The sequence below is a fragment of the Streptomyces sp. SLBN-31 genome (assembly GCF_006715395.1).
Classification (GTDB): Bacteria; Actinomycetota; Actinomycetes; order Streptomycetales; family Streptomycetaceae; genus Streptomyces.
In genome coordinates, this window is record NZ_VFNC01000002.1 from 3,447,439 (window position 1) to 3,461,258 (window position 13,820).

The window sequence follows — 13,820 nt, forward strand, 5'->3', positions numbered from 1 at the left end:
GGGCGCGGTTGTGGCCCTCGCGCCCAAGTCGTGCGGGCCGGCACGTCATTGCGCGGTCAGCGGGCACCGACCGGCATCGGCCGGTCCATTGCGTTCGCCGCCGTGGTCGCCCGCTCTACGGCGGTGCTCACCGCGTCGGCGATCTCGGCCACCTCCGCCTCGGTCAACCGGTGATGAACCGGCAGCGAGAGCATCGCCTGGGCGACGGCCTCGGTCACCGGCAGTTCCGCGGCGAGCCCGGTGCCGCCGCCCAGCCGGGCGAAGAGCGGCTGCCGATGAACCGGCGGGAAGTAGATCCGTGCCTCGATTCCCCGGTCCAGCAGGTCGGCGAGCACTTGGTCTCGGATGCCGGGAAGCAGGCAGGTGTAGAGCGCCCAGGTGCCCCTGGTGTCGGACACCTGATGGGGCGTGGTCAGGCCGGGCAGCCCGGTCAGCCGCCGGGTCAGCGATCGAACGATCTGCTGTTTGCGCCCGAGGATGCCGTCCAGCTTGCGCAGCTGCACCCGGCCGATCGCGGCCTGCATCTCGGTCAACCGCCAGTTGTAGCCAAGGCTTTCATGCTGGTAAAGACCGGTCTGACCATGGTTGCGGAGCAGTCTCAGCCGCTCCGCGACGCCCGGGTCGTCGGTCAGCACGATGCCGCCCTCACCAGTGGTGATGTTCTTGGCCGGGGTGAAGCTGAACATGGCCGACCGGCCGACGGTGCCGACCGGTCTGCCGCGGTACTGGGCGCCGGCCGACTGTGCGGCGTCCTCCAGCAACGGCACGCCGGCCGCGGCGCACACCCGCGCCAGCCCATCGAGGTCCCCGGGCTGCCCGGCGTAGTGCACGGTCATGACGGCCCGGGTGGCCCCGGTGATGCGGGCCGCGACCGATACCGGGTCGAGGTTGAAGGTCCGGGGATCGATGTCGGCGAACACCGGGGTGGCCCCGACGTGGCACACCGATGTCGCGGTGGCGACGAAGGTCATCGACGGGACGATCACCTCGTCGCCGGGACCGATGCCCTCGGCGAGCAACATCGCTTGCAGCGCGGCCGTACCGGTGCAGAACGTCACACCGAACCGCGCCTGATGCCGGTCGGCGAACTCCTGCGCGAAGGCTTCGTTCTCCGGGCCGTTGGTGAGAACACCGCTGCACAGGACCCTGCGTACCGCCTCCGCCTCCTCCTCACCGAGGTCGGGACTTGCGAGCCGGATCCGGACGTTGCTGTCAGGCACCTGAGAGCATCCTTTCTGGACTGCGGGCGATCGGATCTTTGTCGTGGCTGGCGGTGGCTCCGCCCCCGGCCAGGACCGTCCAGACGGTGAGGAACATGATGGCCAGGTCGAGCCGGAAGCTCTGGCGCAGGACGTACCGCAGATCCCACTCGATGCGCTCCGGCCAGCTCAGCCGCTGCCGCCCGTGCACCTGCGCCAGGCCGGTCAGGCCCGGGACGGCCAGCAGTCGCAACTGCTGACGATCGGTGTACCGGCGTACCTGGTAGGGCAGCGTCGGCCGCGGCCCGACCAGACTCATCTGTCCGCGCAGCACGTTGACCAGCTGGGGCAACTCGTCGAGAGACGTACGGCGCAGTACCCGTCCGACTGCGGTCACCCGGGTGACGTCGGCGTCACCCGGTGTGTCCGGTCCGTCCGGGACGTTCGTCATCGTGCGCAGTTTCAGCAGCACGAACGGGCGGCCGCCGCGGCCGACGCGCTGCTGCCGGAACAGGACGGGTCTGCCGTGCGCGAGCAGGTGCGCCAGCGCGGCGATCGCGCAGAGCAGCGCGGCCGGCACGATGATCAGGCAGACCACGACCAGGTCCAGTAGTCGCTTGCCGCGGTACGGCTTGCGGTGAGGCAGCTGGTTGCCGCCGGGCCGCGCGGTGGACGCCTGCGCAATCGCCCAGCCTGCCCGGTGCCGGCCCGGTACGGGCGGGGCGGTCACCTGCTGGCCTCCGCTCTGCCGGGCTGGCCGGGCAGCACGGCCTGGTCGGCCGACTCCTCGGGACCGGCCGCCGTGGCGAGGAGCGCCAGGGCGGCGCGTACCTCTTCGGGATCGGTGAAGTGAGCGATGCCGGTGACCTCACCGGCATCGAGTGCCGGCACCGGCACCTGTCTGACCAGCGGATGCCTCGGCCGGTGGTCACGTTCCCCGGCGCCCAGCAGGTCCTCGGTCAGCTTTTCGCCGGGCCGCAGCCCCGTGAAGACGATCTCCACGCGCCGTGACGCTGCGGCGGCCATCCGGCGGGCGAGGTCGACGATGCGGACCTGGTCTCCCATGTCGAGGACGAGGACCTCGCCGCTCTCCCCGACCGTCACAGCCTGCAGCACCAGCTGGACGGCTTCGGTGGCCGTCATGAAGTAGCGGGCGACGTCCGGATGAGTCACGGTGACGGGGCCGCCCGCGTCGATCTGCGCGGACAGCGAGCCGAGCAGCGAACCCCGGCTGCCCAGGACGTTGCCGAACCTGACCGACACCCAGGTCCCGGGAGACTCACCGGCCATGTGCGCGGTGAGCCGCTCGGTGATCCGCTTGGAGGTGCCAAGGACGCTCACCGGGTCGGCCGCCTTGTCCGTGGAGACGTTCACGAACGACCGCACGCCGCAATCCGCTGCCGCTCGCAGCACGTTCAGCGTGCCGGTCACGTTCGTCTTCAGCGCCTCTGCCGGATACCGCTCGAGCAGCGGCAGATGTTTCACCGCCGCCGTATGGAACACGATCTCGGGGCGGGCCTGCGCGAAGACTTCATGGATGCGGGAGGCATCCGTGATGTCGGCCAGCACGACCTCGTCGGAATCGAGCAGCGCACGGCCGTGCAGCGCGAGCTGGATCGCGTGCAGAGCTGATTCGTCCCGGTCGAGCATCACCAGCGACGCGGGTCCCAGACGGTGCAGCTGGCGGCACAGCTCCGAGCCGATCGAGCCACCGGCGCCCGTGACGAGGATGCGGCGCCCGGCGAATTGAGCGGCAGCCGACTTCATGTCCAGGCGGACCGGATCGCGACCCAGCAACTGGGTGATCCGCGGGTCGCGGACGTCGTCGATCCGTGCCGGGCCGGCGACCAGTTCCTCGATGCGCGGAATCACCTTGGTGGACAGACCGACCGACTCGGCCAGGGTGATCAGCTCGCGGATCACCTGGCCGTCGCGGCACCCGCCGGCGATCGCGATCACCATGACCGTCGCCCCGGTCTCCGCGGCGACCTCCGCCAGCCACTCCCGCCCGCCGCGCACTCGGATCCCACAGATCCGCAGTCGGCGCTTGGCCGGGTCGTCGTCCAGCAGGGCGACCGGTTGGTACTGCGCGCCAGGCTGACACATGAGCCGTTGCACCAGTTGCGCTCCGGCACTGCCCGCGCCGAACACGATCACCTTGACGGCGGTCGGCGCGGGCCGTCGAGGTCTGCGCCGGACGGTCGCCGCCGCTGCCCTGACGGTGATCATGCCAAGCACGCCGACCAGCGCGGCCAGTCCCGCCACGGCCGGCCTGACTCCTGCCAGGGGCAGTCCCGCCTGACACATACCCCACAGAAGGAGCCCGGTCAGCGCCGCGGAGACCAGTACCGCACTCAGTTCCGGGCCGGTCTCGGCCTGGTAGCGCCCGGAGTAGAGCCCGCACATGGCCCCGGCCAGCACCGCTGCCACCCCCGTGACAGCACAGACGACGACCGGATCGCCGGGTCCGACGAGCAGGTCGGAAGCGCCGCTGCTGGTCATGCCTGCGATCAGGAGGCCGCATGTCCAGGCGACCGCGTCCAGGGCGGCCTGCACCGCCGGTCGGCGACACCGGCCGACAACGCCGGACCAGCCCCTCGGCCGGGCCCGGCTTTCCTGTGCGGTGTGGAATACCGCAGGATGAACCGCTGTCAGCTTGTCTTTGCCCGCGCATTCCCCACGCAAGGTGAACCCCGATCAGCAGGATGTCAATTGCCGAAGACCTATTTCGGCACTTCATTGAGGGCATGTCCACGGACGCTGCCGCGTCCTTTCGGGTGGATCAGAATATTTCTTGTGATCCCGCGGACTTTGATTTTCCGTGGGTACGATTTCGCCGCCTGCCTGAACGACTCCCGCTGCACCCTTCTTGAGCGGGTGTGGGCCCCTCGAGATTCACTCGATCGGCCCGACTACTTCACGCACGGCTGCATACGCACCTTGGTGATCTGCGGCCGCGCCAACGGCTGCGAGGGCACCACGGGGGGCCGATCCGAAGCCGGTTCCACCAGACGAACGTCCACTTCTCGCGTCTGACCGGGCAAGAGTTCCACCTGCGTCCCGAGCACCGGGTGACCACGCTCCTCGGTCGACGACAACAGAAGTCGCCGCCCGTCCAGCGTCGCGCCGGCGAACCGCGCACCGGAACTGGCGTACAACGAAAGCCAGATGCTTGTGGAGCCCGGGGGGTGTGAGTGCCGGGGATCGTCGGAACGGAGAGTGACGAGGGGAGGCAGGCCCACAGCGGGAGCACCGTTCGTCAGCCTGATCCGCACCACGCTGGAACGGGTACCGCCCTCGCAAGGACCAAGCTCGTAGGCCAGCGACCGCCCCAGGTAGTAGTCCATTTTGTTGCCCGCCGAATTGTTGACCACGAGATAGGCGAACGGCCCTGTCCTCTCGGGGACATCGCCGGCCAGCCCGGCTTTTTCGAGTGCCGACTCGGTGGAGGCGTCTCTGCTCCACACACGCAGTCGGCCATCGCCGGCGTTCTGCCCCAGTGCCTGGAGGAGGGCCACCGAATCGTGCCCGTGGCCCAGCAAGGCAGCAGCGACTGACTGCGCGACCTGCACCAGGAAACGTTTTCGCTCGGCATTGCTGTACGACGCGTAAAGGGTGCTCTCGGTGAGCTCCACGGTGTTCTCCGCCGTCAGCAGCTTTCCGTCCGGAAGTCGGACCGGGCCCGTGGCTTTGAGGACACGGGCGAGTCCTACAGGATCGGTTGCGATGGCCCCATCGAGACGTTGCCCCGTAAGTCGCTGCCACAGGCCCACCCAGACCTGCGCCGCATACGGAAAATGAGCGGACAGATTGGAATTGGCCAGCCCCTGGGTACTCTCGGTACCGCTGTACCGGCGGTCGAACGCCGGTCCGAAGTTCGCCACGGGGGTGTTGGTACGCGGCAGCGTGTCATCCGACGCAAAGTCGTGCAAGGTGATGCCACCACGGTCGGCGGTCAGGATACCGAAGGCGCCTACCAGGCCACCGGTGCCCCGGGCCTCGGCATTGTTCTGGAAGGCAAGAAAGTAGGAGCGTGGCGCCGTGCCGCCCAGAACAGGCATGAGCAGCCGCGTCGTCGACTCCGCCTCGGAGACCGAGTCGGAAAGGCGCGCCACCCGGTCGGACAGCCGCTGCCGTGCCAGGTCGAGGCGACTGACCATCGTCGAGCCGGGCAAGCCATCCAAAGTCGTTTGGACTCCGGCCAGTTGACGGTGCACGCCCCCCAGCAGGTCCGTGACGGACGAAAGCCGGCGGAGGTCGACGCGCCCCTGGTGCACCATCCGCCCGGACGCGAGCATCTGCTGCAGTCGCACAGCCTCCGGCAGCACCCCGGTGACCATGTCGTCGGCGGCGACGCTCAGCCCCCGGGCAGAACGGAGCGGGGGGCCCATCAGTGGAAGACTCTCGGCTGCGCTCCACACCGGCGTGCCGGCCGCGCTCCGGGCGGCCGCTGTGTGTTTCCGGATGTCGTCCAGCACCTCGGCCGAGGGCTGACGATGACCGATCATCTCCGTTTGCAGTCGGTCAGTGGCCACCTGAGCAGCGGCAAGATTGGTCTGGACCGTGCGGAGCTCCCACACCAGGACACCGGCCAACGCTGCGGACAACAGACCGACAGCTCCGGCGCCCCAGAGGACGGTTCGGTGGCGGCGCCGTAGCATCACGCCCGCGAATGCCCGCGTCCTCGCCACAGCGCCCTTCCGGCTGCATCCCGGATCCTTCCCTGCCTCCCCTGCCTTGCCTGCCTTCCCTGCCTTCATCGCCTACCCATGAATCGAAGGGTCCACCGGAACCAAGCATTTGGATTGGATCAGTAATGACAGTCACTGAGACCGTTGCAAACTTCACCGCGCCACGTGGCGGGAAAGTCGGTCCGAACGGCCTATCAGGTTGACTCGTGAAGTCCGGGAGTCTCCCCGGGGCCGGGACGACAGGAGTCCGGGCCCCAGCCCGGGGACGAGAGCGACTACAGCGCGGATTCGAAGAACGCGGCCTGGTTCTTGCCTGCCGTCTTGGCTTTGTAGAGAGCGGTGTCGGCGTCCCGCAGGGCTTCTGCAGGCGTGATCGGTCTGGTGACGCTCCTGACCCCGATGCTCGTCGTCACGTGCACCGAATGGCCGGGCCCGAGGGTGAAGGGGGCCGTGATGGAGTCGAGAATGCGCGTGGTGTATTCGTGCAGCGTGCTCGCGTCCACGCCTTCCACGAGGAGTGCGAACTCGTCGCCGCCGAGTCTGGCCACCAGGTCCTGCTCGCGGACCCTGCCCGTCAGCCGCCGTGCGACGTCCACCAGCAGTTCGTCTCCGACCGAGTGTCCCAGCGTGTCGTTGACGTCCTTGAAGCCGTCGAGATCGAGCATCAGCAGTCCTGCGCAGGCAGTGGTGGAGCACCGCTCGAGGGCGGTCTCCAGACGTTCGTTCAGGAGCGTGCGATTGGCCAGACCCGTCAACGGGTCATGGGTCGCCTGATGACTCAGAAGCTTCTGGAGCTCCGCCTGCTCCTGCAGGGAGGCGGCGAGGGCCAAGGCTCGCGTCCGCGCGGCGGCGGCCGTCTCCTGGGCGTACTGGGCCAAGAACGCGATGCGCAGCACCAGCAGCAGCGACAGGGCCGCCATCATGCCGACGATCACGGTGACATGCATTGGTTGATCCCGAACGCCACCGACGTCGGCGAGCACGATCAAGGGCCCCATCAGGATGAGCGCGATCAGGATCGAGAGTCGCCGCCGGGGCATCCTCTCCTGGGTCTCGGCGAGTCGCAGCGGCCGGGCAACGGAGGAGTGCAGCGCCGCCGACCCCAGCAGGAGGGACGAGACCATCCACCCCACTTCGGACACGTTCTCCGCGAGCGCGGTCCCATGCGTCGCCTCGGTCCCGTAGTAGAGGCCGTCGGAGGCGAGCAGGACGAGCAGCCATCCGATGCACATCAGGAACGACGGTGTGCGCGTGCCGGTGGTGAACATCAGCCACGCGGCCAGGGACAACAGCACCAGGTCGGTGACGGGATAGGCGGTGGACACCGCCATCGGCCACGCGGCAAGCCGGCTGCGCAGGTAGGGGGCGATGATGAACGCCCATGCCAGAGTGGCGAATCCCAACGTGACGATTCCCGCGTCCAGCAGCCCCGCCCAGTGCAGCCGGCCCGCGTGCTTCCGGGCCAGGGTCACCAGACCGGCGGTGAACAACACGTAGCTGCCCAGGTAGAACAGGTCGGCCACGCCGGGAAACGGAACCTCGGCACCGCGGATCTGGTAGAGACCCCAGATCGTGTCCGCCACCGCGTACGGTGCCATGGCTGCCGCGAACAGATACCACGGAAGGGCCGACGGCGGCTTGTTCCTGGCCACCCCCACCAGGATCGCGAAGACGACCGAGGCAGAGATCAGCACGGCCAGCATGTAACGCGCCGAGGAGGAGGTGAGCAGGAAGGTGACGATCACCGCGGTTCCTGTTGCCGCGTACGTCCAGGCCGCAGCCTCCCGGCCGGCGAGCAGCCCGGCCCGAACGTTGACCACGTCCTCATCCCGGTCCGCGTCGGCGAGGACGGGACCGGAGCGTCTCCAGGGTGCGGCAGGCTCGGTCGAGCTCCTCCTGAAGGCGGGGGGCGGCCTGAGTCAGCGGGGCCGGATCTCCGGCCTCGGCGTAGTGTTCCAACTCCGCGCAGCAGTCGGCGAGGCCCTGGGCTCCGATGTTGCCGGCAGCGCCTCTGAGACTGTGTGCCACCTCTGCGATCTCCTCGCTGTCGTGGCGGTCCAGCGCGTGGAAGAGTGCGCTGGTCATCTCGGGGGCGCGGACGAGAAAGTGGTCCACCAGCCGGTCCACCAGTTCGTTCTCGCCCGGGGAGCCGTCGCCGCGCAGTTCGTTCAGCCGCTGCTCGATGGAGTCGCGCGGCACCTCGTCGTCTGTCTGCTGGTCGGCCGGGTTGACCCAGCGGGCGAGGGTTGCTTCCAGCTCGTCCGCAGCGACGGGTTTGGTGACGTAGTCGTCCATGCCCGCGGCCAGGCATCTCTCGCGGTCCTCGGCGAGAGCGCTGGCGGTCATCGCGATCACCGGCAGGTGCGTGTCCCCGTGCGCTTCGCGGCGGCGCAGTTCCCGGGTGGCGGCGTAACCGTCCATCCGGGGCATCTGACAGTCCATCAACACACCCTGGTAGGTGTGTTCTTCGACCATCCGCAGGGCCTCGATGCCGTCGGCAGCGGTATCCGTGCTGTAGCCGAGGCGGGCGAGCATGCCATGGGCCACCAACTGGTTGATCTCGTTGTCCTCGACCAGCAGCAGATGGCCGCGCCGGGGTGGCCGGGGGATGGCCGGAGCGGGCGCCGTTGCTGCGGTCGTCACGGGAAGTGTCCCGCTGGCGACTTCGACCAGGGCATCCATGAGTTGGGACTGCTGGACGGGCTTGGCCAGACTGCGGGCGATGCCGGCAGCGTGCAGTTCGGCAGCGGGCAGTTGGGCGCCGGAGCTGAGCAACAGCAGCCGTACACAGGCGAAGGTCCGATCGGTGGTGATGCGGCGGGCCAGTTCCAGGCCGTCCATCCCAGGCATGTGCATGTCCAGGAGGGCCAGGGTGAAGGGGCGGCCCGCAGCCGCTGATTCGTGCAGGGCGACCAGGGCCTGGGGGCCGCTGGAGACCGTCGTCGGCTGCATGTGCCATCTGCGCAGCTGAGCATCAAGGATCAGCCTGTTGGTGTCGTTGTCATCGACGACCAGGACCCGCAGCCCACGGAGCGTGCCGGGGTCCAGAGGGGCCGGGGGTGGTTCAGGGGTGTCCGGTGTGCGCACGGGTACGCGGAAGAAGAACTTGCTGCCCTGGCCGGGCCGGCTGCTGACGCCGATGGAGCCGCCCATCGCCTCGGTGAGCCTCCGGCAGATGGCCAGGCCAAGACCGGTTCCTCCGTAGCGGCGGGTGGTTGAGGCATCGGCCTGGGAGAAGGCGTCGAACATCCGCTCCTGATCGGCCTCGGCGATGCCGATGCCGGTGTCGGCCACTTCGAAGCACAGCCATGGCACATGCCCTGTGGATGGCCGGGGCCGGTCCGGGCGGACGCTGAGTACGACCTCGCCCGCTTCGGTGAACTTCACCGCGTTGGATGCCAGGTTGAGCAGAATCTGCCGCAGTCGGCCGGCATCCCCGTACACCGTCGCGGGCAGTTCGGGATGGCAGTCGCTGAGCAGTTCCAGGCCCTGGGCCTGGGCGGTCTGCGCCACCAGCGAGACGACCTCTTCCACCAGCACCTGGGGGCTGAAGGCAACGCTGTCCAGTTGGATCTTGCCGGCTCCAGCTTGGAAAAGTCCAGGATGTCGTTGATGAGCGACAGCAGTGCCGAGCCGGCGGCCTGAATGCCCTCGGCATAGCGGCGCTGCTCGGCATCCAGCGTGGTCCCCAGCAGCAGGTCGCTCAGCCCGATGACGCCGTTCATGGGGGTACGGATCTCATGGCTCATCGAGGCGACGAACTGAGACTTCGCCTGGGACGCGGCGATCGCCTGGTCGCGCGCCTCCGCCAGGGCGGCTTCGGCATGCTTGCGCTCGCTGATGTCACGGACGAAGGCGTTGAAGCAGCGCGCCTTCGCCGACTTCATCCGCCACACTGTCAGTTCGACCGGGATCTCGTGGCCGTCGTGGTGCAGGGCGCTCAGCTCGATGCGGCGGCCCAGCACATGAGTCTCACCACCGGCCAGCACCCGCTTCAGACCTGCCATGTGTGCGGCGCGGTACCGTTCAGGGAGAATCGTCTCGCTCAGCGGACGCCCCATCACCTCGCGGTGGCTTAAACCGAACAGCTGCTCGGCGCTGCGGTTCCAGTCGATGACCAAGCCGTCCTCGTCGATGGAGACGAAGGCGTCCCGGGCGGTCTCGATGACCGAGCGGGCCTGCTCCTGCAACAACCGCAGGGCTTCCTCCCTGCGCCGCTGGCCCTCCGCCTCACGGACGAACCCGCGCACTTCGAGGGGCTCGCCCGCGGGGTCCCGCACCACCCAGGATGTCGTCTCGGTCCATATCCAGTGCCCGTCGGCGTGCCGCAGCCGCAGACACACCACCACCCGGCCGTCGCGCAGCAGATCCCGCTCAGCCCACTCGAACTCCTCCACGTCGCCCGGATGCACCCAGGAACCGACCTTCGTCCCCACGATCTCCTCCGCCGGCCGCCCGAACAACGCCGACGCCGACGCGGACACCTCCTGGTAGACGCCCGGGACCGTGCGGCGGAAGACCATGTCCGCGGAGTTCTTCACCAGAATCCGAAACCGCTCCTCGTCGTCGGCCGCGTATTGCCCTGGTGCGTCCGGGGGCTTGGGTTCCATCATCCGCCTCCACGTGTCGTGCACGACCGCAAGCTGCGGCCGGGACTGCCGACAGACCGGTCGCGGTCTCGTCGGCACGGCGTCTGCGAGCGACGTGTGATGAGCAGCGTCCGCTCACGGTGCGACCCCGAACCACAAGGTCAGCCACCTGCCCAGCGGTTGCGGTTGCGTAGGACTCTTCAAGCGAAGGACGAACGAGGGAAGATCGCAAATCGGGCCACGGGCCGCGCCCTTGGACGGAGTGGGCAGGCCTGGCCAGGACTTACCGGCGGGCTGCGGCATTCGGGTGACCGGTTGCCCGTCACCACTTGCCCGCCGCGTCGTGGACCAGTCCCCTGACGGTGACTCGGTTCCGCTTGACCGCTCACGCACGATCGCCTCCGCGCTCCTTCACCTGACCGGAGGTGCCGAATCCGGAGCGGGTCATCGAGCCCCACGCCTGGGGAGTCCGGCACAGCGCGTCCCACAGACCGCGCAACCGCCACCACGCCGTCAACTGGCGGTATCCGATGTTCTCCGCGACCACTCCGACGAGGGCGCCCCAGACGTCCCGCCATCGTGTGAAACGGTGGAAGGCGTACTCCTCCACCGCGACCGAGACCAGGCTGACGACGATGGCGTAGGCGTAGGCGGCGAGCAGGAAGCGCCACAGGAAACCGACGTCGACCGCGCCGATCAGCACGCCGAGCGGGACCAGGACGAGGCTCGCGAGCTCCACCACCGGGGCCAGCAGTTCGAAGACCACGTAGAAGGGCAGGGCCACGAGGCCGATGCGGCCGTAGCGCGGGTTGCAGATCATGCCACGGTGCTTGAGCAGGATCTCCGTCAGGCCCCGGTGCCACCGCCGCCGCTGATGACCCAGAACCTTCAGCGTCGAGGGCGCCTCGCTCCAGGAGATCGGCTCGGTGACGAAGACGATGCGGTAGTCGCGGCCCTGCTCGCGCATGTACCGGTGGAGACGGATGACCAGTTCGGCGTCCTCCCCGATGCAGTCCCGGTCCATCCCGCCGACCGCCACGACCGCGTCCCGGCGGAAGAGACCGAAGGCGCCGGCGATGATCAGCAGGCTGCCGACCTTGGACCATCCGGTGCGGCCGAGGAAGAAGGCGCGCAGATACTCGACGACCTGAACCCGTCCGAGGAGGTCCCGGGGCACATGCGGCTCGACGACCCGTCCGGCCACGACGGTGCAGCCGTTGGCGAGGCCCACCACACCGCCCGTGGCCACCACCCGCATGGGGTCGTCGCTGAAGGGTCTGGCAACCGCGAGCAGCGCCTGCGAGTCGAGGATCGAGTCGGCGTCCACCATGCACAGCAGCGGATAGCGTGCCAGGTTGATCCCCACGTTGAGCGCGTCGGACTTGCCTCCGTTCTCCTTGCGGGCCACCACCAGGGGAACCGGCCCGCCTCTGGGCAGATGGACCGAGGTGATCCTGCCGCGTACGGGGACATCGTCGGGCACCACGTACTCCACCTCAACCAGGTCGAAGGCGTCCCGCAGGGCGTCCAGCGTGCCGTCGGTGGAGCCGTCGTCGACCACGACCACCTCGAACATGGGATAGCGCAGCAGCAGCATGGCCCGGATCGCTTCGACGATGCCGACCGCCTCGTTGTGGGCGGGCACGATCACGGACACGGGCGGGGTGAAGGGGCTGCTGGACGCGTCGTCGTACCCGGCGAAGGACGCCCGCCGCAGCCGTCCGACGAACTCCACGACTGCAATCAGGATCAGCACCAGGTAGGAGGTGTTGATGGCCAGGAAGTAGACGATGACCACTTCGTCGCAGACGGCGATCAGGCTGTGCGCCGAGCCGGTCAGCCACGCCCACGGATCCGCGGCGACTGTACTCACAGCGCCACCTCCGCACGGACGTCGTGGTGTGCCCCACCGACCGCCGCTTCGGCCAGTACGGCCCTGGCCTGGGCGGCGGCCGGACCACCGGATGGATCGTCCGCCGCCGCGCGCAGCGCCGCACGCCCTGTCGGGCCGAGCCGTAGCAGCGCTCGGGCTGCGGTGCCCGCCACATGTGGGTCGGGGTCGTCGAGCAGGTCCGCGAGCGGGCCGGTCGCGGCGACGGCACCCAGATTGCCGAGTGCCCCGGCGGCCACCATGCGCAGGGCGACCGGCCGTCCCGGCCGGACGGCCGCGAGCAGCGGCTCCAGGCCCTCGGGCATGCCCAGCCTGCCCAACGCCCGTGCAGCTTTGATCCGCACCTCGATGGAGGGGTCCTGGTGCTGCGCGCGAGCGATCCGGGAGGTGTGGGAAACCGCGCCGGTCGCGCCGAGAACCTCGATCGCCACGGCCCTGACGAGCGGCTCCCGGTGCTCCAGTCCAGCCGCGACATTCCGATGTGCCTCCGGTCCCAGGGAGACCAGCGCCATGGTGATCACGCCGGGGGGTTGCCTCCGCGCTCCGCAGAGGGACTCCAGAAGGTGCGGGACGGCCGCCGGTCCCCCGCACCGGCCCAGCGCCCGTGCGGCGGCCAGGCGTACATCCGGGTCACGGTCGGTCAGCAGTCGGCACAGCGACTCGGCCGCCGGGCGGTGGGAGAGTTGCCCGAGCACCTGTGCTGCGCGTCCCCGCCGAACCGCGCTGCGGCTTCCCAGGTCGGCGACTGCGTCCACGGCGGCCCCACGCAGCTCGTACAGCCGGATCAGCGCGGTGCGGGCTCCTCCGGAGACCTTCTCCAGCAGCGCCGTCAAAGTCGGCTCCAGAGCGATCCAGGTCCTTTTGTCGATCCCCGCCAGCAGGTGCAGCAGCTCGGTCTGCTCGTCCTCCTCGGCGCACAGGAACTGCAGCAGGGGACCGCGCACAGGTGCCACGATCCGCTGGCGTCTGGCCTGCCGGTGCTTGCGGAAGCCGCGGGCACAGACGATCAGCAGGCACATCGTCAGGATGACGGCCGTGAGGCACAGCACCGCTCTGATGACGAAACCCGTGGGGATCATCGCTCAACCCGGCTGAGCACCGCGATGACCCGGCTGGACAGCTCCCGTGGGCTGAACGGCTTGATGATGTAGTCGTCGGCGCCCGCCGCGAATCCGACCTCGACGTCTCCCTCCTGGGACCGGGAGGTGATCATGATGACGGGGAGCGAGGCGGTCTCGGGCGTGGCGCGCAGTTCCCTGCAGACGTCCAGACCTGACATCCCCGGCATGCGTATGTCGAGCAGGGCCAGTTCAACCGGCTGTTCGCGCACCGCGCGGAGCGCGGCCATGCCGTCCTCCACGGCCGTGACCCGGTGACCGTTCTGCGTCAGCTTGAAGGCCACCAGATCCCGGATGTCCGCGTCGTCGTCGGCTATCAGGACATGCGCCAT

The 13,820-nt window shown here is 69.0% G+C and carries 10 protein-coding genes; all 10 read right to left on the reverse strand.

Annotation, left to right across the window (positions count from 1 at the left end; translation table 11 throughout):
* Positions 1-56: 56 nt before the first annotated feature.
* Complete coding sequence (locus tag FBY22_RS35640) at positions 57-1,220, reverse strand: DegT/DnrJ/EryC1/StrS aminotransferase family protein (RefSeq protein ID WP_160159952.1); 1,164 nt, start codon at positions 1,218-1,220, stop codon at positions 57-59.
* Positions 1,213-1,929 carry a sugar transferase gene (locus tag FBY22_RS35645; protein ID WP_222127827.1) on the reverse strand — a complete coding sequence of 239 codons (717 nt, stop codon included), beginning with the start codon at positions 1,927-1,929 and terminating at the stop codon, positions 1,213-1,215. The genes FBY22_RS35640 and FBY22_RS35645 overlap by 8 nt, the downstream gene beginning before the upstream one ends.
* Positions 1,926-3,701 carry an SDR family NAD(P)-dependent oxidoreductase gene (locus FBY22_RS35650; RefSeq protein WP_142152085.1) on the reverse strand — a complete coding sequence of 592 codons (1,776 nt, stop codon included), beginning with the start codon at positions 3,699-3,701 and terminating at the stop codon, positions 1,926-1,928. Before FBY22_RS35650 ends, FBY22_RS35645 begins: the two co-directional genes overlap by 4 nt.
* 410 nt (positions 3,702-4,111) lie before the next feature.
* Complete coding sequence (locus FBY22_RS35655) at positions 4,112-5,806, reverse strand: DUF4012 domain-containing protein (RefSeq protein ID WP_160159953.1); 1,695 nt, start codon at positions 5,804-5,806, stop codon at positions 4,112-4,114.
* 359 nt (positions 5,807-6,165) lie between these two features.
* The gene (locus tag FBY22_RS35660; protein ID WP_142152087.1) at positions 6,166-7,635 is read right to left on the reverse strand and encodes a GGDEF domain-containing protein; all 1,470 of its coding nucleotides are present in this window, start codon (positions 7,633-7,635) and stop codon (positions 6,166-6,168) included.
* A 79-nt stretch (positions 7,636-7,714) separates the two neighbouring features.
* Positions 7,715-9,334 (reverse strand): response regulator, encoded by a 1,620-nt coding sequence (locus FBY22_RS45535; RefSeq protein WP_313905477.1) that lies wholly within the window; start codon positions 9,332-9,334, stop codon positions 7,715-7,717.
* Positions 9,274-10,524, reverse strand: a complete 1,251-nt coding sequence (locus tag FBY22_RS35670) for a PAS domain S-box protein (protein ID WP_222127828.1) — start codon at positions 10,522-10,524, stop codon at positions 9,274-9,276. The genes FBY22_RS45535 and FBY22_RS35670 overlap by 61 nt, the downstream gene beginning before the upstream one ends.
* A gap of 340 nt (positions 10,525-10,864) precedes the next feature.
* Positions 10,865-12,352: a glycosyltransferase gene (locus FBY22_RS35675; RefSeq protein ID WP_222127829.1), complete on the reverse strand. Its 1,488-nt coding sequence runs from the start codon at positions 12,350-12,352 to the stop codon at positions 10,865-10,867.
* Entirely contained in the window at positions 12,349-13,449 is a 1,101-nt protein-coding gene (locus FBY22_RS35680) for a HEAT repeat domain-containing protein (RefSeq protein WP_142152090.1), read from the reverse strand. The genes FBY22_RS35675 and FBY22_RS35680 overlap by 4 nt, the downstream gene beginning before the upstream one ends.
* Positions 13,446-13,820 (reverse strand): response regulator transcription factor, encoded by a 375-nt coding sequence (locus FBY22_RS35685; RefSeq protein WP_142152091.1) that lies wholly within the window; start codon positions 13,818-13,820, stop codon positions 13,446-13,448. The genes FBY22_RS35680 and FBY22_RS35685 overlap by 4 nt, the downstream gene beginning before the upstream one ends.

Bases quoted from the DNA above. Each gene is read 5' to 3' on its own strand.
- FBY22_RS35680 (WP_142152090.1), bottom strand. From the start codon at position 13,449: ATGATCCCCACGGGTTTCGTCATCAGAGCGGTGCTGTGCCTCACGGCC.
- FBY22_RS35685 (WP_142152091.1), bottom strand. From the start codon at position 13,820: ATGGCGCATGTCCTGATAGCCGACGACGACGCGGACATCCGGGATCTG.
- FBY22_RS35650 (WP_142152085.1), bottom strand. From the start codon at position 3,701: ATGACCAGCAGCGGCGCTTCCGACCTGCTCGTCGGACCCGGCGATCCG.